Below are 23,401 nucleotides of genomic sequence, written 5' to 3' on the forward strand. Positions count from 1 at the left end.
AAACGATACGCCGGTTGCGGGGTGTCGGTTTTGACCAGCGTCAAACGCGCCGGCCGGCGCCGCGCCCCGAGCGGGTCGTCATGGCCTCCCGGCCCGGTGAGCGAGCGTTGGCCATGGCCGCCGGCTCGGGCTCGGATGAAGGTGCTGGGTCATCGACGCCGATGGCGGCTCATCCGTTCGGCATCTGGTACATTCTGCGGCTGACGCATCCATGCCCTGATCAGGAGTCCGCCCGTGAATCCAATCCGCCGGTTTGCCATTCTGCTCCTTGTCGTGTCGGTGACGGCCGTCGCGGCCGAACCGGATTCGCCCGAGCCGGTGCCGATCGGTGATGTCCTGGCGCTTGGCCCGCTGCCGGGCGATGTTGAACGGATGGATAAGGCCGGCCACGCCGACGGCCTGCGCCGCGCGCTGGTGGGCCAGCTCCGCGACGGGGCGCTGCCGCGCGCCGGGCAGCCGATCAGGGCGTTCGGTCACGATCTCGAGTGGACTGGTGCCTCGCCCGAGCGCCTCGATTCCGAACGGAAGCTGCGGCTGTGGTGGTTCCAGCTCGAAGCGCAGCGTTTCGTGCGCGGCCATCTCCGCTTGGAGGGGCTGCGCAATGCGGCGGTCTATGTTGACGGAAGCAAAATCGACGGCGGGGCGGACGGTCACGCCCTGAACCTGCGCAACGGCAGTCACGACGTCTGGATCGTGCACGAAGGCGCAGCCGATCAGGGCGAGCCGGGATTGGCCTGGCACGGGCAGTCGAACACCGACTGGGTGACGGCACATACCCGGCCCGAGGGTCGCGTCTCGGCGCAGCGCCTGACCAATGCCGAGACCGTCGGCGACATGGCGATTTCCCCAAACGGGCGCTACCTGGCGCTGGCCTTCGACCGACGCGACGAGCCGGCCAACGCCGACATTCGCCGTCTGGAGATCCGCGACCTGCAGACCGACCGCATCGTGCGGCAGTGGACCGCCGACCGACCGGCCGCCCTGGCCTGGAGTCCCGATGGCTCGATGCTGGGCGTCCAGACCGGCAACAGCCTGTGGCTGCACGAACGCGAAACCGGCCGCGCGAGCGCGCTGCTGCTCGAGCACGAGGGCATTGGCAACTGGCGCTGGCACCCGGATTCGAAGTCCATTCTGTTCGGCTGGACAAAGAAGGACGAGACCGAAACCGACAAGCGGCGGCGCCTGCGCGCCCTTGAGGATCGCTGGGCCGGCTTCCGCGATCTCACCCAGCTCTATCAGGTCGATGTCGCCAGCGGCATCGTGCGTGCCCTGACCGCTGAAGGGCGCTCGGTGAGCCTGCATGACGCGGTCGGTGACCGCGTGCTGGCGTCGCACCACGTGATCGACTATGCCGAACCGCCGCATGGCCTCACCCGCGTGTTCGAACTCGACCTGGAAAACGGCGAGCAGCGCGAGATTGCCCGCCTTCGGCAGTTCAACGACATCCGTTACGCCGACGACGGCTACTGGCTGCTGGCTGGACCCAGTCTGTCGATCGGCGATGGCGACACAACGCCGGGCGACGTGATTCCAAATGACTATGACACGCAGCTCTACCGAATGTCGGTCGACGGTAGCCGGGCGGAAAGTCTCAGCCGCGACTTCGGCCCGGCCTTCAGCGGCATCGAGCGCCTGGCTGACGGCAACCTGCTCTTGTCGGCAGTCAGCGGCGAGGAGACCGTGCTGGTGCACTTCGAGGTCGAAGCGGGGCAGTTTGAGATTGTCGACACCGGCCTGGAGGTGATGGAATCCTTCGTCGCCTCGCGCACCTTACCGCCGACGGTGGTCGTGCGCGGCAGCGATGCCGACGCGCCGCAGCGCGTGCATCGCGTCGCGCTCGACGGTGATCCCGTAGCGTTGGTCGATACCCGCCTGAGGTCCTACGTCGATGTGGTCCTCGGTGAAGTACGCGACTGGTCGTTTACCAATGCCGACGGCGTCGAGATCGACGGCCGCTACTATCTGCCGCCGGACTTCGATGCCGACAACCACTACCCGCTGATCGTCTACTACTACGGCGGCACGGTCCCGGTGAACCGGCAGTTCACGGGCCGCTATCCCTTCAACCTGTGGGCAGCCCACGGCTATGTCGTTTACGTGCTGCAACCGCGCGGCGCGATCGGTTACGGCCAGGACTTCTCGGCCAAGCACGTCAATGCCTGGGGTGATTATGCCGCTGCCGACATCATCGAGGGCACGGAGAAGTTCGTCGAAGCGCACGCGTTCGTCGATGGCGAACGCATCGGCAACATCGGCGCCAGCTACGGGGGGTTCATGACCCTGTACCTGGCCACCAAGACCGACCGTTTTGCGGCTTCGATCTCGCATGCCGGTATCAGCGCGCTGACCAGTTACTGGGGCGAGGGCTGGTGGGGCTATGCCTATTCCGGTATCGCCAGCAAGGGCAGCTTTCCGTGGAACAACCGCAAACTCTATGTCGAACACAGCCCGGTCTACAACGCCGATCGGATCACGACGCCACTTCTGCTGCTGACCGGTGATTCCGACACCAACGTGCCGCCGGGCGAAAGCGACAACATGTTCACTGCGCTCAAGCTGCTCGGCCGCGAGGTCGAGATGGTCGAGTTCCCCGGACAGGATCACTGGATCCTCGACCGCGAACAGCGCTACGTCTGGTGGGATACCATTCTGGCCTGGTACGACCGCTGGCTCAAGGACGAGCCGGAGTGGTGGCAGCATCTGTATCCGGAGCCGTAGACCAGGTTCACCCCGGCGATGGAAGTCGTGCCCGCGGGAGGTTGCGGTCGCGGCCGCAATCGGGGCCTGAAGCCAATGGAGAGCGAATGAACAACAACACCAGTCTGTACCTGGTTGATGCGCCCGGCGTCGAGTCCCTGCTTGATGGCATGGCGGCGCAGATCGCACCGTGTCTGCAGCACCGTTCGGCGCTGATCGGCATCATCAGGCGTGGCGCTCCGCTTGCGCACATGCTCGCCGAACGCCTTGCCAGGCTCCACGGTCAGGCGCCTGAAGTGGGCGAGCTCAAGCTCAAGCGCTACGGGGACGATCTCACGCTGCTGCATGACCGGCCCGAGCTCGACGAAAACACGCTGGATATCGAGCTCGAGCAGCGTCACCTGATCCTGGTCGATGACGTGCTCTATACCGGCGAATCGATTTTCCGCGCCGCCGGTTTTCTGCGGGCGGCCGGTGCCCGGCACCTGCAGATCGCCGTGCTGTGCGCCCGCGATGCGCAGCTTATGCCGGTACGTGCTGATTTCGTCGGTCGGCGTATCGACGTCGGCGAGGGATGGGTGATCGAATGCTCGGTGCCGCCCTATGAGTCCGAACTGGGCATCGCCATCAAGCATCACTCGGTGATCGCTGCGGAGTGATCGCGCGAGTCGACCTGTCGGGCTTTCTTGCGCTTAGCGATGGTGTTCAGAATCCGAACCTCGTCCGTCGGGGACGCGGCCCCGACCTACGGCATTGCGGGGGTAGGTCGCGGTCGCATCCGCGATGGTTCGGCGATTGTCACGACACGCGCGCCGGTTTCGAACCTCGACCGTCGGGGACGCGGCCCCGACCGACCCGATTGCGGGGGTAGGTCGCGGTCGCATCCGCGACGGTTCGGCGATTGTCACGACACGCGCGCCGGTTCCGAACCTCGTCCGTCGGGGACGCGGCCCCGACCTACGGCATTGCGGGGGTAGGTCGCGGTCGCATCCGCGATGGTTCGGCGATTGTCACGACACGCGCGCCGGTTCCGAACCTCGTCCGTCGGGGACGCGGCCCCGACCGACCCGATTGCGGGGGTAGGTCGCGGTCGCATCCGCGACGGTTCGGCGATTGTCACGACACGCGCGCCGGTTCCGAACCTCGTCCGTCGGGGACGCGGCCCCGACCTGCGGCATTGCGGGGGTAGGTCGCGGTCGCATCCGCGACGGTTCGGCGATTGTCACGACACGCGCGCCGGTTCCGAACCTCGACCGTCGGGGACGCGGCCCCGACCGACCCGATTGCGGGGGTAGGTCGCGGTCGCATCCGCGACGGGCAACGGTCCGGGAACCGAGCAACGGTCCGGGAACCGAGTCCGGCGGTTCTGGCGGCGGCAGGAGGGCAGCGCCGGTGAAAGCACACAGGCGGTATGATGGTTCCGGTGAACCTTTTTGAATCAGGCAGACTACACCGGGGATGAGCCGTCTCGTCATCAATGACTGGCTGCTGACCGAGTGCATCCGCCATGCCGAGGAGCGCACGGGGCGACTGCCCGACACGGCGGCACTGGCCATCGCCCGCGATCGTGGAACCGGTCTGCCTGGTCGCATCTGCACACGCGCCTCGGCGCTGGAGGCAGCTCCTGCGGTGCGCGCCGATATCGCCCGCCTGCGGGGTGCGTTGGCCTGGCTGGGAAGTGCGGCCGGCCTGCTCGGCCTGCTGGTCGGTGGCCTGGCGGCTCGCGCCGTCATCGCCGATCGCCAGGTCGATATCCTGCTGGCTGCCGCGGCCCTTTTGCTGGTGCCGACTCTGGTGCTGCTGGCCTGGATTGGCGCCATGCTGCTCGCTGCATTCCGTGGCGGTTCGGGCTCGCTCGGCGGCGGGGTCATCCTGGCCGGGATGCGCTGGCTGGGCCCACGCCTGCTGGCCTCACGGTACGCCGCCGACGTCATGACGGCGTTCGGTCAGGCCGCAATGACGGTCTGGGGCCGCTGGCGATTGAGCGCCATCGCGCATGGTTTCTGGTTGGCTTACGCGCTGGGTGCTCTTGCCACCTTGCTGGTGTACTTTTCATTCGTCCAGTATGAGCTCAGCTGGGGTACGACCCTGCTGAGCGACCAAACCGTGGTTGGCCTGGTCAAGCACCTGGCCGTGTGGCCGGAGTGGCTCGGGTTCATGCCCCCGGCCAGCGAGGACTGGATCATTGCAGGCCGGGAGGGGGTCGCCAAGGCCCCGGCCCGGGCCGACTGGGCGCACTTCCTGCTGGCCATGATTGCCGCCTGGGCCATCGTTCCGCGGGCGCTGTTGCTGGCGTTGTCGGCTGGCCTGTCAATCCTGGCCGGCCGACGAATGCGCCTGGACACCACGCAGCCCGGATACCTGCGACTGGCCGCCGACCTGGTTCCGGCCACCGGCCGTCGTGAGCAAACCGATCGCCCGCTGCCGCCGGTCGCTCGCCGCCACCGCCGGCGGACACGGCCCGACGCGCGCGGCATCCTGGGCGTGGCGATCGAGCTCGAGGATCCCGACGGGCGCTCTGCAGGGCGAATACCCGGCATCGAGCTGATCGACCTGGGTCGAGCTGATCATCGGGCCGCCCGCCAGGCAGCGCTGGAGACGGTGCGGGAACTGCGCCGACCGGCGGCCGCAGTGCTTGGCGTGTGCTCGATGCTGAGAACGCCTGACGCCGGCACGGAGCGGTTTCTCTCCGGTCTGGCCGATGCTGCATCTGCCCCGCTATGGCTGCTGCTCGATGAAGGCGGCATGCTCGAAGCGCGCGGCGGTGATATCGCACAGCGGCGGGCTGACTGGCAGGCGCTGGCCGAGCGCGCCGGCGCGCAGATCGTCTTCGTCGATCGTGACCGGCCCGACGCCGCTGAGCTGGCCCGCCTGCACCGCGGCCTGGTCTTGCAGGAGACCTGAGGATGAACCGATCGGCCTTGCGCATCGCCGTGGTCGGCCATACCAACACCGGCAAGACCTCGCTGGTGCGCACCCTGACCCATGATCGCGCCTTCGGCGAGATTGCCGACCGCGGCGGTACGACCCGCCAGGTCGCTGCTGCCCGGCTGGCAGATGATTCGGGCACGCTGATCGAACTGTTCGACTCGCCCGGACTGGAAAGTGCGCCGGCGTTGATCGAATGGCTGGAACGTCAGCCCGGACAGCGCCATGACGGGCCGATGCGCATTCGTGCGCTGCTTGAAAACGAGCAAGCGCGGGGGGAGTTCGACCAGGAGTCACGGGTACTCGAGCTGATGCTTGGGGTGGACGTCGGGCTCTACGTCATCGATGCGCGTGAGCCGGTGCTGGAAAAGTACCAGGATGAACTGGCAGTACTGGCACTGTGTGCCCGGCCGCTGGTGGCGGTACTCAATTTCACCGCTGCTGGCGACAGCCGAGAGCGCGAGTGGCGCGATGCCCTGGCGCGGGTCAATCTGCACAGCGTTTTGGCATTTGATGCCGCGGTGCGTGATCCGGCAACCGAGCTGCGGCTGTTTGAAAAACTGCGCAGCCTGCTTGATGAGGCCGAGTCCGTGTTGACGGCCTGGCTGGTTTACCGCCGCCGGGAGGAACAGCAGCGCTTGCATGCTGCCTGTCAGGCCGTGGCGGATTTACTCATCGATGCTGCAGCCGTGGTGCGGGAAACCGGCGTATCGGATGCCGCCGATCGCGCCGTCACAGTGCGCGAGCTGCAAGATGCGGTGCGCGAGCGCGAGCAGGCATGCGTCAATTTGCTGCTCGAGCTGTTCCGATTCGGTCCGGAGGACTATCGTGACGCCGAACTGCCGCTGACAGACGGTCGCTGGAGCGCCGATCTGTTCGACAGTGAGACACTGCGACAGTACGGCCTGTCCACGTCGCGCCATGCCGCGGCCGGGGCTGGTGCCGGGGCGGTTGTGGATGTCGGCACCGGTGGGCTGTCGCTCGGCGCGGGCACGCTGGCCGGAGCTGCCATTGGTGCCGGGATTGGCCTGGTGCGCAGTGCAGGCGCCCGGCTCGTCGATCGCGCGCGCGGCCGCGAGCAGATTCGCGTCGATGACGCCACGCTTCGCCTGCTGGCGGCGCGCCATCAGGCGCTTCTGAAGGCGCTCCAGAGACGCGGTCACGGCAGTGCAGCACCGATCAGCCAGCAGCGTGATCCCGGCCGGACTTTCACGCGCTTGCCCGGCCCGCTCAGGCGGGCCCGCCATCGCCCGCGCTGGTCGACGCTCAATGGCAGCTTTGCCACCGATAGCGGCCGCGAGGCCACGCGTGAGGCCTTGGTCCGATGGTTGGCCAAGTCGCTTGCCGGATAGTGCCGGAAAAGGCGCCAGTTCCTGGCGCATGCGGCCCATCCGGCCTGCTGCTTTTTTGCCGTATCTGAGCGTAGCCGCCGACGCGGTCTGGCGGACCATCACGGCCGGCGATGGCTCAACTGGTATTCAAAGACATTCCGGCGTACAATGATTAAGCCTGCGGTCTATGGCGGTGTGAGTTAAGGTAGATCCCTCCGAAAAGGCAGTTCTCCGAGACCCCTCTGATTCATACGCTGCAAGCGCTTTTGTTTCATATTACATACAGGTAGCAAGTATCATGGCAACAGGTTCAGTCAAATGGTTCAACGAAGCCAAGGGGTTTGGTTTCATCAGCCAGGACGATGGTGGCAAGGACGTTTTCGTTCACTTTTCGGCCATCCAGGGATCCGGCTTCAGGACTCTGGCCGAAGGTCAGAAAGTCAGTTTCGATATCCAGGAAGGCCCCAAGGGCCCGCAGGCGGCCAACGTCGTCCCGGCCTGAATCATTTGCGGAGAAATAGTGCAAAAACCCCGCCGCGGCGGGGTTTTTTTGTGCCTGGCTTGCGAGGCTGCCGCTTTCAGGGTGCCTCTGGTCGATGAACCGTGGAGCACCCCTGGATCATTGATCAAGGGTTTCCCGGGTGGTGGATGACTACTGGTGGGACTGTTGGGGGCAACTGGCTGACAAGGAGCAATGAGATGTTCAATCCCGGCAAGACACTCGCGCTGATCAGCGGCTGCCTGAGCAGTCCGCGCGCGACCTGGCAATCCTATCTGGAAGAAAACCCGGGCTGGCAGCGCACCGCCCTGGAATTGACCGTGCCTATGATCGTGCTGGCGGTGCTGGTTGGCTGGATTCTTTCGCTGGTGTTTGGCACCTACTTGTACTATGGCTATGGCCGTGGCGCGATTGCGGCGCTGATTGTTGGTCTGGCTGGTGCTGCAATCAGCATTGTGGTCGTCAGTTTTCTGATCAGCTTCCTCGCCGGCGCACTGGGCGGTCAGGCCCGCTTCGACCGTGCGTTCGCCGGCGCGTCGCTGGCCATGGTGCCCGCCTGGGTCGGGCTGGCGGTCAGCCCGATTCCGTTTCTCGGCTGGCTGTTGCAGCTGGTCGGGTCGATCACGGCGCTGGTGTTTCTCTACAAGGTCATTCCACTGGCTGTTTCAGTGCCGGAAAACAAGCGGGTGATCCATTTCGTGCTGCTCATCGTGCTGGCCATTGTCATCCAGCTGGTGCTTGGCCTGATGCTCGGCGCCGGAACGTCGCTGCCGGGTTAATCTCACTCAGAGCTACGGACGCGTTTGCCCGCAAGGCGCGTGCGTGTGCAGAGGCTCCCTAGGAAAAATCCTGCGCCGGATTGCCGGCCGGGGCCTGGCTGCGCTTGGCCGGGCATAAAAAGGGCTGGCCGTCACTGCCGGCGTGATAGTGCCAGGCCTGGCCGCCGGCGCGCAGGCGAATGAAGTAGCCTTCGACCAGTGCCTGGGTATACATCATGCCTTCCTCGGGACAGCCGAGTGCGCCATTAGCCCAGGTCACCGGGCGTGCCTCGATCACGTCGATCTTCTCGGGGTCGACGCCCGAGCGTTCGCTAAGCTCATTGCGCGCGGCCTCGACTGCCTGCTCCAGGCTGAAGGTGTCGGCATCGTCACTCATGCTTGCTTCCTCCACCGGGGGGGTGGCTGCCTCCTGGTTCGAATTGGATGGTCCCGTGCAGCCGGCCAGCAGCACGATGAGCATCGCTGCCAGGCCCGATCGTATCGCGGTTTCTGACGACATCGGCTTGATTCCATTTGGTCTGGTTCGCCCGATTATGGCACTGTGTGCCCAACATTGCAGGTGGATGCAGCATGGACCAGAAGGCGACCCGATGCGACTGGTGTGGTGACGACCCGCTCTACCGACGCTACCACGACCGGGAATGGGGCGTGCCGGTGCACGACGACCGCCGTCTGTTCGAATTCCTGGTGCTGGAAGGCGCCCAGGCAGGTCTGGCCTGGATCACGATCCTGCGCAAGCGAGAGGGGTATCGGAAGGCCTTTGCGCAGTTCGATCCCGCTGCGGTGGCGCGATTCGGCCAGCGCGATGTCGAGCGCCTGATGAATGATGTCTCGATCGTCAGGAATCGCCTCAAGATCGAGGCGGCAATCTCGAATGCCCGGGCCTTCCTGGAAGTGCAGAAGGCGTTCGGGAGTTTTGATGACTACATCTGGGGCTTTGTCGACGGCGAACCGATCCTCAACCGGTTCGGGCGCCAGGCGGACATTCCCGCCCGGACCGAGCTGTCGAACACCATCAGTAAAGATCTTCGGCGACGTGGCTTTCGGTTCGTTGGCCCGACCATCGTGTATGCCCACATGCAGGCGACCGGCATGGTCAACGACCACGTGGTGGATTGTTTCCGGTGGCGGGAACTGGCGGAGGGAACCGGTCCCTGATCGGAGCCTCGTCCGTCGGGGATGCGACCCCGACCTACGCGGGTCTCGCACAGGTCGGGGCGCGCTTGAGAGCCGGGTGGGGCAACCGGAGCCTCGTGGGTCGGGGATGCGACCCTGGCCGACGCGGGCCTGGATCAACGAGTTACCAGCGATGGTAGGCCGGATGCCCGGGTTTTACCGCAACGAACCTGCCGGTGGCCCGGTCGCAGAGTTCGCCACCGGCTGACAGTTCGGCCTCGACGGTCACGATGCGGTCGTCGGAGTCGGTCACCCAGGCCTCCAGGTGCAGGGGTCCGTCCGAAGGGGTCGGGCGGCGCAGCTTGACGCTGTATTCCATCGTCACTGTGCACGGCGGCTTGTCGAGGCCCTGCGACTGCATCAGGTGCCAGGCCGCGGTCCAGTTCATGTGGCAGTCGAGCAGCGAGCCGATGATGCCGCCATTGAGTACGCCGGGGAACGCCTCGTGATACGGCTCGGGCTGCCAGTCGGCGACGACGCGTTCGCCTTGCGCAAAGGAACGGATGCGCAGGCCCTTGTCGTTGGCTGGTCCGCAGCCGAAGCAGGCGTTGTGCGGGGCGTAGCGTTCCTGCAAGCAGGGTTCGTTCATCGGGTTGCGTTTCGGGTGTGTGTGCCGCTTAGTATGCCAAGTTCATCGCCGGGGCGCTGCGGCCGGTTCAGTTGTTGACCGTATAGCTTAGATCAACGCCGGTGTCGCGTTCGCCGGACACCACGCGCACGCCCCAGCGGCGCGAGAACTCGTAGCGGCCCGACAGCACGTTGCCGGTCTCGAACAGGCCCACGCCGTAGCTGACGAACAGGTTCGGCAGCAGGTAGAGGCCGACGTTGAGCGCGCCCTGGCCGCCGGCATGGTCGAAATCCGAACCGGTCACCACGTAGGCCAGGGCCTTTTCCTCGCTGGTCGGCGGATCGGTGTAGAGGCGGATGTCCGGGTTGCGCGCGCTGCCGGCGATGTGCACGCCGGCGGCCTCGACTTCCGGGTCGCCGAAGATATCGCGCACCGCGCGAATGTCCAGGCGCGGGTCGTCGATCGGCTGGCCGGAGAAGATCACTTCACCGCCGTTGATCTCCAGGTTCTGGCCGTAGGCGCGGTAGGAACCTTCGGGCAGGCGAATGGTGCCGCTGCCCTGCGGGCGTGGCGGGCCGTTCCAGGCCAGCTCGATGCCGCCGGCCAGCTCGGTCTGGAACCCTTCGCTCGCCAGGCTGGCGTCGTCACCCAGGTCGATGGCCACACGTCCGTGAACTTGCCGCCGCTCGGCCGCCACTGCTGCCTCGTCCTCGTTGGTCTCGCCCAGCACCCGGACGTCGGGCGAGGGCCGGACGCGCTCGGCCGCGCCCGGCGGCAGTCCGCCGCGCAGGCGATCGATGCGCACCTGTCCGTCGACGTCGATGCTTTCCGGGCCGGCGCGCAGGCTAATCGCCGGGCTGGCCGAGATCGCCAGCCATTCGGCGCCGGCGAAGGCGAAGCGCTCGCCGTCGATCCGACTCTCGAGGCGCCAGCCCCCGTCGGCCAGGCTGGCTTCGCCGTTCAGACGCAGCTGGCCGTCACCCGATTGTGCGCGGGCAGAGAGCGTGGCCCGGTCGGCCGATCCGGCCAGCTCGATTTCGATGGCGCGCACGTCCAGCCCCAGCGGTGCGTACAGCAGGCTGCCGTTCTGAATCGCCAGCTGTCCGCTGATCGACGGGCTGGTCACGGAACCGGTCAGTTCGACGCGGCCGCTGGCGGCGCCGCCAATGCGGTCGACGCGCGGCACCAGGTGGGCGAAGGCAGCGATCTCCGGCAGGTCGAGCCGGGCTTCTCCCTCGATTTCGGTAGCGGCCGGATCGCGCAGGTCGGCCAGGCGGGCCTGGCCGCGAAGCTCGGTGGCGCCTTCCAGTCTTGCCTGGAGTTCGAGCGCCAGGGAACGGTTCTCCCCCGGCTCGAGGTCGAGATTCAGCGACTCGATGCTGAGCAGGTCTTCGTCTTCGCCGATGGCACGCAGGGCGCCGGCGTCGAGTCTCAGTGATCCGCCAAGACGCGCCAGGCCGAACCGGTCCCAGCCGGCTTCGATCCGGCCCGACAGGGGCGTGGTCAGCGAAAACACCGGGTTGAGCGGCAGCAGCAGAAGATCCATCGGCACCTGCTCGATGCGCGCGGCCACCCGACCGGTTTCGCCGGCTTCGAGCGCGTCCAGGCACAGCCGGCCCGGATTGCCGTTGCCCTGTGCCAGGCAGCTGGCCTGGGCGCGAACGCTGCCGCCCGCGACGCGGACCGGCAACGCCCCGGTCAGCTGCCAGTCGCCGGCGGCGGTGTCGTACAGGTCCAGGCGCAGCAGCTCACCGCGCCAGTCGGCGCCGCCTTGCAGGCAGTCGGGCCATTCGCCGCCGGCCGCCAGGCCGATGCGACCGCGCGCGCCGGCGGCGGTCAACTCGAAGCGGTGATCGGCGCAGCCGCCGGCGAGCGTGAGTTCGAGCGTTTCGATCCGGTCCCAGGGGCGCAGGTCCAGGTTGCGCGCTTCGACGGCCAGGTCGACCTCCGGCTTCTCGAGCCAGCCCAGGGCCAGCTCGATATCGGCCTCGTCGAGGTTGTAGTCGCGGTAGCGGAGTTGTTCAACCTGTCCGGCCAGCTCAGCCGTGCCGGACCCGGGGTCGAAGCCGCCGTGCAGGCTGGCGCGGCCTTCCAGATCCGGCCAGAGCTGGTCCAGGGCAACGGCGTCCAGCTCGAACTGCCAGTCGGCTGATTCCAGGTTGGCCAGGCTGATGCGGTTCTCTCCCAGGCGCAGCTCAAGGGCGGCCGATTCCGGGCGGTCGTCCAGCCAGGCCAGCCGACCCGTCCCGTCCAGCGACTGCCCGCGCAGCCGGCCTTCGAGGCGCTCGACGTCGACGTCGGCGCGCAGGTGCTCGTCGCGGCTGAGCCGCAGTCGGGCACTGCCGCTGATGCTGCCCGGGAGCTGCACGACCAGCACGCCGGGGTCGAAGCCCTGCACGTCGACGATGAGATCGGCCGACAGGCCCGGCGCCCAGGCCAGGCTGCCGTGCACGGAAAGCGAGCCGGCCTCGCCGGCGTCGACTCCCAGATGCTCGATTTGCGCGCCCTCGGCCGATCCGCTGGCGCGCGCCTCGACGCGCGCTGTCGGTGACCGCGGGCCCTCTATTACGGCCTCGAGCCGGGTACGCCAGTCGCTGATGCGGCCTTCCAGGCGCAGCCGGCCGGATTCGCTGGCCACCAGCGGTTCGCGCTCGTCGCTGACCGGCGGCCAGGTGAACTGCCGCCACTCCAGGATCGCGTCGATGCGGTCTTCGCCCGGGTCGATGCGGCCGCTGCCGGTCACGCTCAGCTCGCCGGGTGATGCGCTGAGCGCCAAGCTTTCGATTTCGATCACGCCGCCTTCGGTGCTTGCCGTGAGCTCGCCCGAGACCCGGCCCTGGTTGGGCCAGTCCGGGTAGAGCGGCGTGAGGTCGAGCGATTCCAGCCGCAGACTGGCGCTGGATGCCGGCGCCGATGCCGACCAGTCGAGCCCGCCGCTGCCGCTGATGCGCCCGTCGAGCACGTCGGCTTCCAGCGACTCGATCGTCAGCGACTGGGTGCCACCGGACAGGGCCAGCTGCCACTGTCCCGGTGGGATATCGGGCCCCTCGAGTCTTGCACTGGACCTCGCGCGCCAGTCCCCGGGCCGGCCTTCGAGGCGAAGCACCAGGTCGTCGATGGCCAGCGGCAGTCCCGGCCAGTCGCGAATGCGACCGCTCAGGTCCGTTTCGATTTGCGGAAATTCGGGCAGACCGCGGATGCGGGCGTTCCCCTGCACTTCGGCCGGACCGCGGCTGCTTAGCTCGAAATCGAGCGAGTCGAGCCGGCCGCTGATGTTCGCGACCAGGGACTGTTCGCTGCCGTCTGACAGGGTCGTGCCAGCATCCACTTGCACGCGCCCGCTGCCGCGGGTTTTTAGCGCCCACTGTCCCTGCGCCGACAGCCGGCCGTCCGGGCCGTCGATGTTGAGCCGCTCGATCTCGACGGACTCGCCGTAGCGTCCGGTCAGGGCGATGCGATCGACAAGCACCGGCTCGCCGCCGGCGTGAACGGTCAGCGACCGCAGGTCGACTTCCTCGATGATCACCTCGAGCGGGCTGGCGATCGAGGCCAGGTCGAAGGGCGGAGTCCCGGCTTTGGGCTCGGCCGACTCGCCTTCGGGCAGGAAAACCCCGATGTCGCGACCGCGCAAGTGGTGGACCACCAAGCGCGGCCCGGCGAACAGCTCGATGCGGGCGGCCAGCTCCAGATGGCCCGCGCTGACCCGGACGCCGGCGTGCTCGAAGTCCAGCCCCTCGAGCATCAGGCCCGAGGCCAGGCCGCCGGACAGGTCGGCGTATTCCAGCCGCTCGACCGCGCTGGCCGCGCGCGCCACGGCCCAGCGCGCGCCGCTTTCGCTGCGCGTGAGCCACAGCCAGGCCGAGCCCGCCAGCACGAGCAGGGCGAGCAGGATGACGCCGACGATGATCAACCACTTCTTCATAACAGTTGTGTGCCGATGGTGAAATGCAGGCGCCAGGGATCGTCGACTTCGTCGAGGGCCTGGGCGATGTCGATGCGCAGCGGCCCGATCATCGTATACCAGCGAAAGCCCACGCCCACGCCGCGCTTGAGCTTGCGGTCGTCGAAGTCGTTGAAGGCGTTGCCGATGTCGGCAAAGGCCGCCAGCGACCAGTTCTCGCCGACGCGGTATTCATACTCGACCGAGCCGACCAGCAGGTGGTTGGCGCCATTGCGGTTGGTGCTCAAATCCTCGAAGCCATAGCCGCGCACGGTGCGGTCGCCGCCGGTCTTGAAGCGGAAGCGTTCGGGCAGCTCGGTCAGGGTCAGGTCCAGGCTGCGATCATCCAAAACGATATCCAGGCGCTGCGTGTCGGCTTGCGTGTAGCCGGCCTCGCCGCGCAGCAGGAGCTTGTGGCGGTCGCCGAGCAGCAGGTGCCAGCGCCCGCTCACCCAGGCCTGGGCGAAGCTGACGTCGGAGCCGGCCGACTCGTGCGCGCCGATCAGGTGGGCGCGCCAGACCGAACCGCGGGCGGCGAAGCCGCTGCCTTCGATGCTCGGCAGGTGCCAGCGCCCGCCGAAGGCAATCACCTGGCTGTCGGTATCGAGGTAGGGCCGCAGTTCGGGGTTGGCTTCGAGCAGGGCCTCGTTTTCCGGGCTGAAGGAGGCCTCGCGGAAGGCGTCGAAGCTTTCGTTGAGGATCGACACGAACAACCGCTCTTCCAGGCCCTGGAAACGTTTCGGCCAGAGCCGGCGTTCCTGCAGCCGGCCGAAGGTCAGCTCGGCCTGCTCGCGACGTCCGCCGAAGGCCTCGAAGACCGGCTCGATGCGATCCTGCTCGTAGAAGCGGAAGTCGTCGCGTTCGCTGCGCAGGGTGGTGCCGGCGGTCAGGAACTCTGACGGGTTGTCGCCGTGCGGGTGGCGGTACTCGGCCTGCAGGACGTATTCGCGGTTGTGCTGCTGGGCGCCCAGCGCGGCCTCGAAGCGGTTGCCGCGAGAGCCCAGGTAGTGGCGCGTCCAGCCCAGATGAAAGCGGGCGCCGGTATCGGTGCCGAAGCCGACGGTGGCGCGCCAGGTGTTGGGCGGGCGCGGTACGAGCCGATAGTGCAGGTCGACGCGCCCGCGCTCGTCATCGCGCTCGGTTTCGATGACCACGCGCTCGAACAGGCCCGAGCGCACCAGGGCTTCGCGCTGCCGGTCGACGCGCTCGACGTCGAAGGGCTCATCGACCTCCAGGATATGCAGCCGATCCATCAGCGATTCGCTGAACGGCTGGTCGGGTGCGTCGTAGCGGCCGAAGCGATAGCGCGGGCCGGTGTCGAAGCGGATTTCGAGGTCGGCCTGCCGGCGTTCGGCGTCGACCGTGACGCGGCGGGTGTCGAAGCGGGCGCGGAAGTAGCCGCGCTCCTCGGCCAGGCGCTCGAGTTCGCGCCAGGCGGCTTCCCAGCGGGCATGGTCGAGGCGGTCGCCGGTCTTCAGCGGCCATTCCCGCCGCCACGCCTGCAGTTCGGGGTCGTCCGCGCTCCCGCCGGTGATCTCGATCGTGATCGCATCGACCCGCACCGGCTCGCCGGCGTCGATCTCGAGCCGGGCGCGCCACTGATCGCCGCCGTCTTCGGGTTCGATCAGCCGGACCCGGACGCGCGGCGCGTAGTAGCCGAACGGGCGCAGCGCCTGCCGGACTTCCTCGCGCGCCTGATCGGTCATCTGGCGCAGTCGCCACAGCGAAACCTCCTCGAACTGCTCGGCCTGGACCAGCGAGACGGAAGCGCGCACGTTGGCCAGCAGTTCGCCGTCGAGACCGGAGATCTCGGTCGACACGGTAATCGCCCGCGCGGCAAAGGAGGCGAGCAACAGCGAAAGCAGCAGCAGTCTCGTCCCCCGTGCCATGGTGCCTCCAGCGAATACCCGTGAGTATGGTAACGCTCGGACAGTGGCGGCGGTGCGACGTTCAGGCGGAGGCGGCAAACGCGTTCTGGCGGCGGTCGAGCTGGCGGTAGCCGATTGCCTCGCTCAAGTGCTGCACGCCGATCCGTTCGTTGCCGTCGAGATCGGCGATGGTGCGGGCCACGCGCAGGATGCGGTGGTGCGCTCGGGCCGACAGGCGCAGCCGCTCGCAGGCGGTCTCGAGCAGGTTGGCGCAGTGCTCGTCGATCGTGCAGTGGCTGCGGATGCCGGCGACATCCAGGCGGGCGTTGACGACTTCCCGCGCCGCCTGCCGCTCGCGCGCCGCCAGCACTCGCTCGCGCACGTCGGCCGAGGACTCGCCCGGCGGCAGGTCCTTGAGCGACTGGCGCGGCACTTCCACATGCAGGTCGATGCGGTCGAGCAGCGGGCCAGAGATGCGATCGCGGTAGCGCCGGATCTGGTCGGGCGTGCATCCACAGCGCCCGGACGGGTCGCCCTCGTAACCGCAGGGGCAGGGGTTCATCGCCGCGACCAATTGAAACGCAGCGGGGAACTCCGCCTGCACCGCCGCGCGCGAAATCACCACGCGGCCGGATTCGAGCGGCTCGCGCAGCACCTCCAGCACGTGGCGCGAGAACTCGGGCAGTTCATCAAGGAACAGCACGCCGCCGTGCGCCAGCGAGATCTCGCCGGGCCGCGGCTTCGAGCCCCCGCCGACCAGGGCCACGCCCGAGGCGGTGTGGTGGGGTGCGCGAAACCTGCGCTGCCGCCAGGTCGCCGGGTCCAGCTCGCGCCCGGCCACCGAGGCGATCGCCGCCGCCTCGAGCGCCTCGCCCTCGGCCATCGGCGGCAGGATGCCGGGCAGGCGAGAGGCCAGCAGGGTCTTGCCGGTGCCCGGGGGCCCCATCAGCAGCAGATTGTGGCCGCCGGCGGCGGCGATCTCCAGCGCACGCCGGGCACGATGCTGGCCCAGTACGTCGCTCAGATCGGGCAGGCCGGGCCGGGATGCCTGCTCAACGGCCGGCTGCGGGCGGGCCAGGCGCTGACAGCCGTTGAGTGCAGCAGCCAGCTCGGCCAGGGACTCGGCCAGGTAGACTTCGGCGTCAGCGACCAGTGCGGCTTCTTCGGCATTGGCGCGCGGCAGCACCAGTTTGTGGCCGGCATCGCGGGCCTTGAGAATGGCCGGCAGCGCGCCCTTGACGCCGCGCAGTCGCCCGGTCATCGACAGCTCGCCGAGGAACTCCCACTGCTCCAGGCCTTCGCGCCGGATCTGGTCGGATGCGGCCAGCATGCCGACGGCGATCGGCAGGTCGAAGCGCGCCCCTTCCTTGGGCAGGTCGGCCGGTGCCAGCGATACGGTCACGCGCCACGAAGACAGGGCGAACCCGGAGTTCTTGACAGCCGCACGCACCCGATCCTTGCTCTCGCGCACGGCTGTTTCAGGCAGGCCGACAATGCCGAACAGCGGCAGCCCGGATGCCAGGTTGACCTCGACGCTGACCTGTGGCGCCTCGATGCCGACGGCGGCGCGCGATCTTGTGGTAGCCAGGCCCATCGTGTTTGCCTTGCATTCGGATAACGACAAGCAGGATGCCACCCCTTGTAAGTGCCGCGACATGGCAGAGCGCTGTAGAAGTCTGTAGGAAATCTGCCATTCGCGTCCGGACACCATGAACCGTAAACCGTTATTCTTGAGCGCTGATTGACAGATCGGGCTTTTTCGGTATGTGGCTGCTTTGGGTTGTGACGCTGGTCTGGGCCTTCAGCTTTTCGCTGATCGGTGTGTATCTGTCGGGCCAGGTCGATGATTTTGTCTCGGTGTTCGTGCGCGTGGCGCTGGCGCTGGTGCTGTTCGCGCCGCTGCTGCTGCGCGCGCGGCCGGGCTGGCACGTGGCCGCGTCTCTGATGGCGATCGGCGCGGTGCAGATCGGGCTGATGTATCTGTTTCTGTTCCACGCCTACGGCTATCTGAGCGTGCCCGAGCTGCTGCTCTTTACCATCTTCACGCCGCTGTACGTGACCCTGATCGACGAGGTCATGCGCTCGCGCCGGCACGTGCCCGGCCGGTTCTGGGCCGGGGCGGCGCTGGCCGTGGCCGGGGCGGCGGTGATCCGCTTCGGTTCGGTCGGCGGCGAGTATCTCGTCGGCTTTCTTCTGGTGCAGGGGGCCAACCTGTGCTTTGCCGCCGGCCAGGTCGCCTTCAAGCGCCTGGCGCTGGGCGGAACCGTCTCGCAGGTGCAGACCTTCGGTTTCTTCTTTTTCGGCGCGGCCATCGTCACCGGCCTGGCGATGCTGATCTTCGCCGACCACGGCCGCTGGCCGCAGACTTCGCTGCAGTGGGCCATCCTGCTGTGGCTCGGTCTGGGCGCTTCGGGTCTGGGTTACCTGGGCTGGAACCTGGGCGCGAAGCGGGTCAACACCGGCCAGCTGGCGGTGATGAACAATATGCTCATCCCGGCCGGCATCCTGGTGAACGTCCTGCTCTGGAGCCGGGATGTGGATTGGCCCCGGCTGCTCGTCGGCGGGGCGATCATCATCGCGGCCGTGTGGGTCTGTCGCGCGCCGGTGAGGCGTGCGGGCCAATTACAATAGGAAGATCGGCGCGAGGCCCGGGCAGGTCGGGGTCGCATCCCCGACGGACGACGTCGAGCCGGCCACCACGGGGCGCTCATGCCTGCCCCCTTCGCCGGGTCATGAACACGCGTAGCCAGTCGGTGGGGGGATCGGACAGGTCGTCCCTCGGGGATGTTACCCCGACCTACGCGATCTCGCGGGGTTTCCGGGCCACCGATTGTGAATCAAGTTCGTCGTCGGTGCGAGCCCGACGCACATGATCTTGCGCGCTTTCCGGACCACGGATGAACGAATGAACGAACCAACGTACCTCCGCCGTATCCGCAGCTTCGTGCGCCGACCGGGCCGTCTTACGCCGGGCCAGCGGCGAGCGCTCGACGAGCTGCTGCCGCGCTATGGTATCGGGCGCGATGTGGTCGATTTGCGCTATGCCTTCGATCGCCATGCGCCGCTGGTCGTGGAGATCGGCTTCGGCAATGGTCAGGCCCTGGCCTGGATGGCGGGCAATGAAGCCGACAAGAATTTTGTCGGCATCGAGGTGCACGAGCCCGGCGTGGGCCGCCTGCTCAAAAGCCTGGACGAGATGGAGCTGACCAATGTGCGCGTGGCCATGCGCGATGCCGTTGAAGTGCTGGCCGAGCAGGTGGCTCCGGCCAGCCTCGACGAGGCCCGGATCTACTTTCCCGATCCCTGGCCGAAAAAGCGCCACCACAAGCGGCGCCTGATCCAGCCGCCGTTTCTCGAGCTGCTGGCCTCACGCATGAAACCCGGTGGCCTACTACACCTGGCCACCGACTGGGCGCCGTATGCCGACTGGATGGTCGATGCTATCGAAGAGGTGCCGGCGCTGGTTCTTAAGGGCGATCCTTTCGTGCCGAGACCGGCCTGGCGGCCGCAGACGCACTTCGAGCGTCGCGGCCAGCGAAAGGGTCACGCCATTTTCGATATCCTCTGCCGCCTTGGCCGACACCGGCCGGCTGACGCCGGATCGAGGCGCCCCTAACGTTCCTCCAGAAAGACTCGCATGCATTCGGTATAGGCGTGGTAGGCGGAGGCCAGTGCAACCCGCGCGTCGTGGCAGGCATCGGAATCGCCGCCGGAGCAGGCAGACTGGACCAGCCCGACTGCAAGAGTCAGTGCCTGTGCCTGACTTGCGCAGGCGCCGCTCATCAGGACCGGATCGGCGCCGAGGTGAATGCTGATCGGTTCCTGCGACCTCAGCAAGGGATCGTCGGGCCGGGCCGAGATGTCCAGCTGGCTGGTGAATCTTGACCCGTCCGCGTACTGAATCATCAGTTCCCCGGTGACCAGGTCGGCCGTCAGGGTGGCGGAATCCGAAACCCCGTAGAGAACTGCGTCGTCGATGATGACCGCCGGTGCATCCGGGACCAGTGACTCGTGCAGTTCGGATGCGTTCAGGTTTGCCGACCCTGCCAGGGCAAAGGTCGCGAGGGCGAATAGCATCAGTCGATAACGTTTCATTGCATCGCCTCGGTGGTTTTCCTGTGTCAACCGACGGGCCGGGCGTCAGTGTCCAGGCGCGGCAGGCAAAAAAAAGCAGGGTGGTCAAGTCGGCTGCGGGCTAGGATCGGCGGTTGAGCAACCGGTCGGCCAGCCAGCGCAGGCCGCGTGTATCTCCGGCGATGGTGTCCAGGCAGGCGCGTGCCCGGTCGCCGAGCTCGTTAATGCGCTGGTGGGCGGCCTTGATGCCGAACAGACCCGGCCAGGTGGCCTTGGCGCGGCTGCGGTCGCTGGTGCTGGCCTTGCCGATTGATTCGGTCTCGCCCTCGATCTCGAGCAGGTCGTCGCGGATCTGGAAGGCCAGACCAACGGTCTCGGCAAAGCCGGCGAGGGCGGCACGATCGGCATCCGCGATATCGCCGTGCAGCGCGGTCGGCATCAGCACAGCCGCGCGGATCAGGGCGCCAGTCTTGCGCCGGAACATGTCCTCGACGGCCGCGCGGTCGGGCCTCTGGCCCTCGAACAGCAGATCCAGCGCCTGGCCGCCGGCCATGCCCGCCACGCCGCAGGCACGGGACAACTCGCCGATCATCTGGCGTGCCGCGCGGGCGTCAGGCACATCGGTCAGCATCTCGAAGGCCAGTGCCTGCAGTGCGTCACCGGCCAGGATGGCCGTCGCTTCGCTAAACGCCAGGTGGACCGTGGGCTGGCCGCGCCGCAGCGGGTCATCATCCATGGCCGGCAGATCGTCATGCACCAGCGAGTAGCAGTGAATCAGCTCAACTGCGCAGGCGGGCGCATCAAGCGCTGGTGCCGCGATCCCCAGCGCCTCGCCCGAGGCATAGACCAGCAGGGGCCGCAGCCGTTTGCCGCCGTTGAATACGGCGTAGCGCATGGCTCTGGCGAGCGTGGAGTCGCCGGAGGCATCGGGGTCAAGTTGCTGTGACAGCGCGCGCTCGCAGCGTTCGACCAGGCCATCGGCGCGCTGGTCGAATCGGCGTTTACTGCTCATCCAGGCTGGGGCGGACTAGCGGGCTGGCGGTGCTGCGTGACGGCGCATTTCGTTCAGTCGAACGGCCACAGCCAGCGCCAGAAGCTCCGCTTTTCCTCGCTCGACTCGACATCGCCGTAGTTGTACTCGAGGACGCGGCGGGTATCTTCGGCCAGCTCTGGCAGTTCGAGGCGACTGTAGGCGCGCGCCATGAGATCGAGCGCATCGATGTTGGCCGGTGCCTGCGGGTAGTTCTCGATGACATGCTTGGCGCGATTGATGGCGGCGATGTAGGCACCGCGCCGAAAGTAGTACTCGCCGATGACCACATCATGTTCGGCCATGACGTTGCGCAGGAACACCATGCGCTGACGCGCATCGGCCACATAGCGGCTTTCCGGGAAGCGGCGGACCAGCTCCTGAAACTCGATGAAAGACTGCCGGGCGCTGGTCTGGTCACGGTCGACCACCTGGCCCGGAAAGAGCTTGCGCAAAAAACTCATGGCGTCGTTGTAGTGCACCAGCCCCTTGAGATACCAGGCGTAGTCGATGTTGGGGTGGGTGGGATAGGTGCGCATGAACCGGTCCAGGGCAGTCAGTGCCTGCTCGGACTGGTTGGCCTTGTACATGGCGTAGGCCATATCAAGCTGGGCCTGCTCAGCATGGCGGCCGAACGGGTAACGCGTGGTCAGCTGCTTGTACAGGTCGATGGCGTTGCTGTAGTTGCGTGCCTGCAGCGCGCGCTGGGCCTGGCTGTAGAGCTCCTCGGCACCCAGGTCTTCGTCGCGTTCCTCGCGATTGCAGCCCGACAGCGCCAGAACGGCGGCGAGCATCAGCAGGGAAAGCAGGCGAAAACAGCGGCCGGGGGCGACAGAATTCTGCATAATAAGGCTTTGATGGCTTGGAAAGCGAAGATAACAGCCGGCATTATGCCATTGCCGGTCGGGCAATGGGCGAATGGCGGCTGATCGCGTTGAGCGTCGGGCAGTGATTGCCTGCGAGTCGGCGGGTGGTCGCCTGGATGCGGCTCTGGCCGAGCTGTGGCCGGAGTTCTCGCGCAGCCGCATTGCCGGCTGGATTCGCGATGGCGCAATTCGCCTCGACGGGCGCTCGATCAAGCCGCGTCATCGGCTGGAAGGCGGCGAGCGGGTTACCCTGTCTGCCGAACTTCAGCCGCACGACCAAACCCGGCCCGAGGCCATCGCGCTGTCGGTCCTGCATTCGGATCCGGCCTTCCTGGTCATCGACAAGCCGCCCGGCCTCGTCGTTCACCCGGGCTCGGGCAACCGCAGCGGTACCCTGGTCAATGCGCTGCTCCACCACGATCCGGCGCTGGCGCCGCTGCCGCGGGCAGGACTGGTGCACCGGCTCGACAAGGACACCAGCGGCTGTCTGCTGGTGGCCAGGACGACGGCCAGTCATGCGGCACTGGTGGCAGCGCTGAAGCGGCGGGAGATCAGCCGGCGCTACCAGGCGCTGGTATGGGGCGATCTGATCGCCGGCGGCACCGTCGATGCGCCGCTCGGCCGCCACCCTGTCGATCGGCGTCGCCAGATCGTGCGCCTGGACGGGCGTCCGGCACGCAGCCACTATCGCATTGCGCGCAAACTGGCCGGTGCCACCTTGCTGGAGGTCATGCTCGAGACCGGCAGAACGCACCAGATTCGTGTTCATATGGCGCATATCAGGCATCCCATCGTCGGCGATCCGGTCTACGGCCGGCGCGGCGCACCGGCCGGCCTGACGCCGTCGCAGCGCATGCTGTGGCAGGCCTTCCCGCGCCAGGCGCTGCACGCGCGTGAGCTGGCCTTCCCGCACCCGACGGATGGTCGGCCGGTGGCGGTGCGCGCGCCGCTGCCCGAGGATCTGGCGCGTCTGCTGGCCGGCCTGAGTCACGAGGCGCCGGCGCATGATGCGTCCTGACTGGCCGGGCCTCGATACCATCGAGACGATCGTGCTGCACGAGCAGCAAGCCGATGCCGTGCTGTCGGGCTGCCCGGCAACCCTGCGCCAGGTGCATGGTGCGGGCGTGATTCATCGTGATGACTGGCATGAAGGCATCGAGGCCGACGCGATCTGGACCGATCGGCCGGATCAGCCGCTGGTGGTGCGCACCGCCGACTGCCTGCCGATTCTCATCGCGCATCGAAAGGGGCGGCTGGTCGCGGCGGTCCACGCCGGCTGGCGCGGACTGGCGGCCGGTGTTGTCGACGCGGTCCTCGACGCCCCTGCCGGCCGGGGGCGAGTCTCTTCTGGCGTGGATCGGTCCGGCGATCTGCGGTCAGTGCTACCAGGTGGGCGACGAGGTGCGCGAGGCGCTGGCCCGCGACGACCAGCGCCTGCTGACCGCTTTTCGGCCGGATGGCCGGCGCTGGCGTGCCGACCTGAAGCGGGTGGCCACGATTCTGTTGTGCCGCCGCGGTGTGGCAGTGACCGACTGCCGGCTGTGTACCCTGGAGTCGCCGGGGCGCTTCCCGTCGCACCGTCGCGGCGACCGCGAGCGCCTGCTGAGCGGCATCTGGATGAGCTCGTCGGCGTCGGGCTGACGGC

At 67.4% G+C, this 23,401-nt stretch carries 19 protein-coding genes and 1 pseudogene; 12 read left to right on the forward strand and 8 right to left on the reverse strand.

Annotation, left to right across the window (positions count from 1 at the left end):
• The first annotated feature begins 234 nt into the window (after window positions 1–234).
• The 6 genes from HND55_02380 to HND55_02405 all read left to right on the forward strand — a co-directional run bounded on the left by HND55_02380 (window position 235) and on the right by HND55_02405 (window position 8,234).
• Window positions 235–2,718 carry a S9 family peptidase gene (locus tag HND55_02380; protein QKK01599.1) on the forward strand — a complete coding sequence of 828 codons (2,484 nt, stop codon included), beginning with the start codon at window positions 235–237 and terminating at the stop codon, window positions 2,716–2,718.
• Between the two features lie 86 nt (window positions 2,719–2,804).
• Window positions 2,805–3,356 carry a phosphoribosyltransferase gene (locus HND55_02385; GenBank protein QKK01600.1) on the forward strand — a complete coding sequence of 184 codons (552 nt, stop codon included), beginning with the start codon at window positions 2,805–2,807 and terminating at the stop codon, window positions 3,354–3,356.
• A 799-nt stretch (window positions 3,357–4,155) separates the two neighbouring features.
• Window positions 4,156–5,601 carry a DUF2868 domain-containing protein gene (locus tag HND55_02390; protein ID QKK01601.1) on the forward strand — a complete coding sequence of 482 codons (1,446 nt, stop codon included), beginning with the start codon at window positions 4,156–4,158 and terminating at the stop codon, window positions 5,599–5,601.
• 2 nt (window positions 5,602–5,603) lie between these two features.
• A complete protein-coding gene (locus tag HND55_02395) occupies window positions 5,604–6,977 on the forward strand; it encodes a GTPase/DUF3482 domain-containing protein (protein ID QKK01602.1) in 1,374 nt (457 codons plus the stop codon).
• A 277-nt stretch (window positions 6,978–7,254) separates the two neighbouring features.
• Window positions 7,255–7,458, forward strand: a complete 204-nt coding sequence (locus tag HND55_02400; GenBank protein QKK01603.1) for a cold-shock protein — start codon at window positions 7,255–7,257, stop codon at window positions 7,456–7,458.
• 197 nt (window positions 7,459–7,655) lie between these two features.
• Window positions 7,656–8,234, forward strand: coding sequence for a hypothetical protein (locus tag HND55_02405; GenBank protein ID QKK01604.1), 579 nt, complete (start codon window positions 7,656–7,658; stop codon window positions 8,232–8,234).
• Between the two features lie 58 nt (window positions 8,235–8,292).
• On the opposite strand, the gene HND55_02410 is transcribed toward HND55_02405, so the two are convergent.
• Window positions 8,293–8,733 carry a hypothetical protein gene (locus tag HND55_02410; GenBank protein ID QKK01605.1) on the reverse strand — a complete coding sequence of 147 codons (441 nt, stop codon included), beginning with the start codon at window positions 8,731–8,733 and terminating at the stop codon, window positions 8,293–8,295.
• Window positions 8,734–8,804: 71 nt separating this feature from the next.
• Here HND55_02410 and HND55_02415 point away from each other — a divergent pair, with 71 nt between their 5' ends.
• Window positions 8,805–9,392, forward strand: coding sequence for a DNA-3-methyladenine glycosylase I (locus HND55_02415; GenBank protein QKK01606.1), 588 nt, complete (start codon window positions 8,805–8,807; stop codon window positions 9,390–9,392).
• Between the two features lie 142 nt (window positions 9,393–9,534).
• Here HND55_02415 and HND55_02420 read toward each other — a convergent pair whose 3' ends face one another.
• From HND55_02420 to HND55_02435, 4 genes are all read right to left on the reverse strand, one after another.
• Window positions 9,535–9,999, reverse strand: coding sequence for a PaaI family thioesterase (locus HND55_02420; GenBank protein ID QKK01607.1), 465 nt, complete (start codon window positions 9,997–9,999; stop codon window positions 9,535–9,537).
• Window positions 10,000–10,066: 67 nt separating this feature from the next.
• Entirely contained in the window at window positions 10,067–13,900 is a 3,834-nt protein-coding gene (locus tag HND55_02425; protein ID QKK01608.1) for a hypothetical protein, read from the reverse strand.
• The gene (locus tag HND55_02430; GenBank protein ID QKK01609.1) at window positions 13,897–15,807 is read right to left on the reverse strand and encodes a BamA/TamA family outer membrane protein; all 1,911 of its coding nucleotides are present in this window, start codon (window positions 15,805–15,807) and stop codon (window positions 13,897–13,899) included. Before HND55_02430 ends, HND55_02425 begins: the two co-directional genes overlap by 4 nt.
• A gap of 61 nt (window positions 15,808–15,868) precedes the next feature.
• Window positions 15,869–17,380, reverse strand: a complete 1,512-nt coding sequence (locus tag HND55_02435) for a YifB family Mg chelatase-like AAA ATPase (protein ID QKK01610.1) — start codon at window positions 17,378–17,380, stop codon at window positions 15,869–15,871.
• Window positions 17,381–17,550: 170 nt separating this feature from the next.
• Here HND55_02435 and HND55_02440 point away from each other — a divergent pair, with 170 nt between their 5' ends.
• Together HND55_02440 and trmB are read left to right on the forward strand one after the other, a co-directional pair.
• Complete coding sequence (locus tag HND55_02440) at window positions 17,551–18,417, forward strand: EamA family transporter (GenBank protein ID QKK01611.1); 867 nt, start codon at window positions 17,551–17,553, stop codon at window positions 18,415–18,417.
• A gap of 274 nt (window positions 18,418–18,691) precedes the next feature.
• Window positions 18,692–19,402 (forward strand): tRNA (guanosine(46)-N7)-methyltransferase TrmB, encoded by a 711-nt coding sequence (gene trmB, locus HND55_02445; GenBank protein QKK01612.1) that lies wholly within the window; start codon window positions 18,692–18,694, stop codon window positions 19,400–19,402.
• Here trmB and HND55_02450 read toward each other — a convergent pair.
• From HND55_02450 to HND55_02460, 3 genes are all read right to left on the reverse strand, one after another.
• Window positions 19,399–19,881 (reverse strand): hypothetical protein, encoded by a 483-nt coding sequence (locus HND55_02450; GenBank protein QKK01613.1) that lies wholly within the window; start codon window positions 19,879–19,881, stop codon window positions 19,399–19,401. The two genes, trmB and HND55_02450, sit on opposite strands and share 4 nt — an antisense overlap.
• 100 nt (window positions 19,882–19,981) lie before the next feature.
• Window positions 19,982–20,872, reverse strand: a complete 891-nt coding sequence (locus HND55_02455) for a geranyl transferase (GenBank protein QKK01614.1) — start codon at window positions 20,870–20,872, stop codon at window positions 19,982–19,984.
• A gap of 53 nt (window positions 20,873–20,925) precedes the next feature.
• Window positions 20,926–21,735, reverse strand: a complete 810-nt coding sequence (locus tag HND55_02460; GenBank protein ID QKK01615.1) for an outer membrane protein assembly factor BamD — start codon at window positions 21,733–21,735, stop codon at window positions 20,926–20,928.
• Window positions 21,736–21,808: 73 nt separating this feature from the next.
• Here HND55_02460 and HND55_02465 point away from each other — a divergent pair, with 73 nt between their 5' ends.
• The 3 genes and pseudogenes from HND55_02465 (at window position 21,809) to HND55_02475 (ending at window position 23,397) form a co-directional block, all read left to right on the forward strand.
• On the forward strand, window positions 21,809–22,774 hold the full coding sequence (locus tag HND55_02465) for an RluA family pseudouridine synthase (GenBank protein ID QKK01616.1): 966 nt from the start codon (window positions 21,809–21,811) through the stop codon (window positions 22,772–22,774).
• A pseudogene (locus tag HND55_02470) lies at window positions 22,761–23,078 on the forward strand (polyphenol oxidase family protein). Before HND55_02465 ends, HND55_02470 begins: the two are co-directional and overlap by 14 nt.
• Entirely contained in the window at window positions 23,053–23,397 is a 345-nt protein-coding gene (locus HND55_02475) for a hypothetical protein (protein ID QKK01617.1), read from the forward strand. The pseudogene HND55_02470 and the gene HND55_02475 overlap by 26 nt, the downstream one beginning before the upstream one ends.
• Window positions 23,398–23,401 lie beyond the last annotated feature (4 nt).

It is taken from the genome of Pseudomonadota bacterium, from assembly GCA_013285445.1.
GTDB lineage: Bacteria > Pseudomonadota > Gammaproteobacteria > Xanthomonadales > Wenzhouxiangellaceae > Wenzhouxiangella.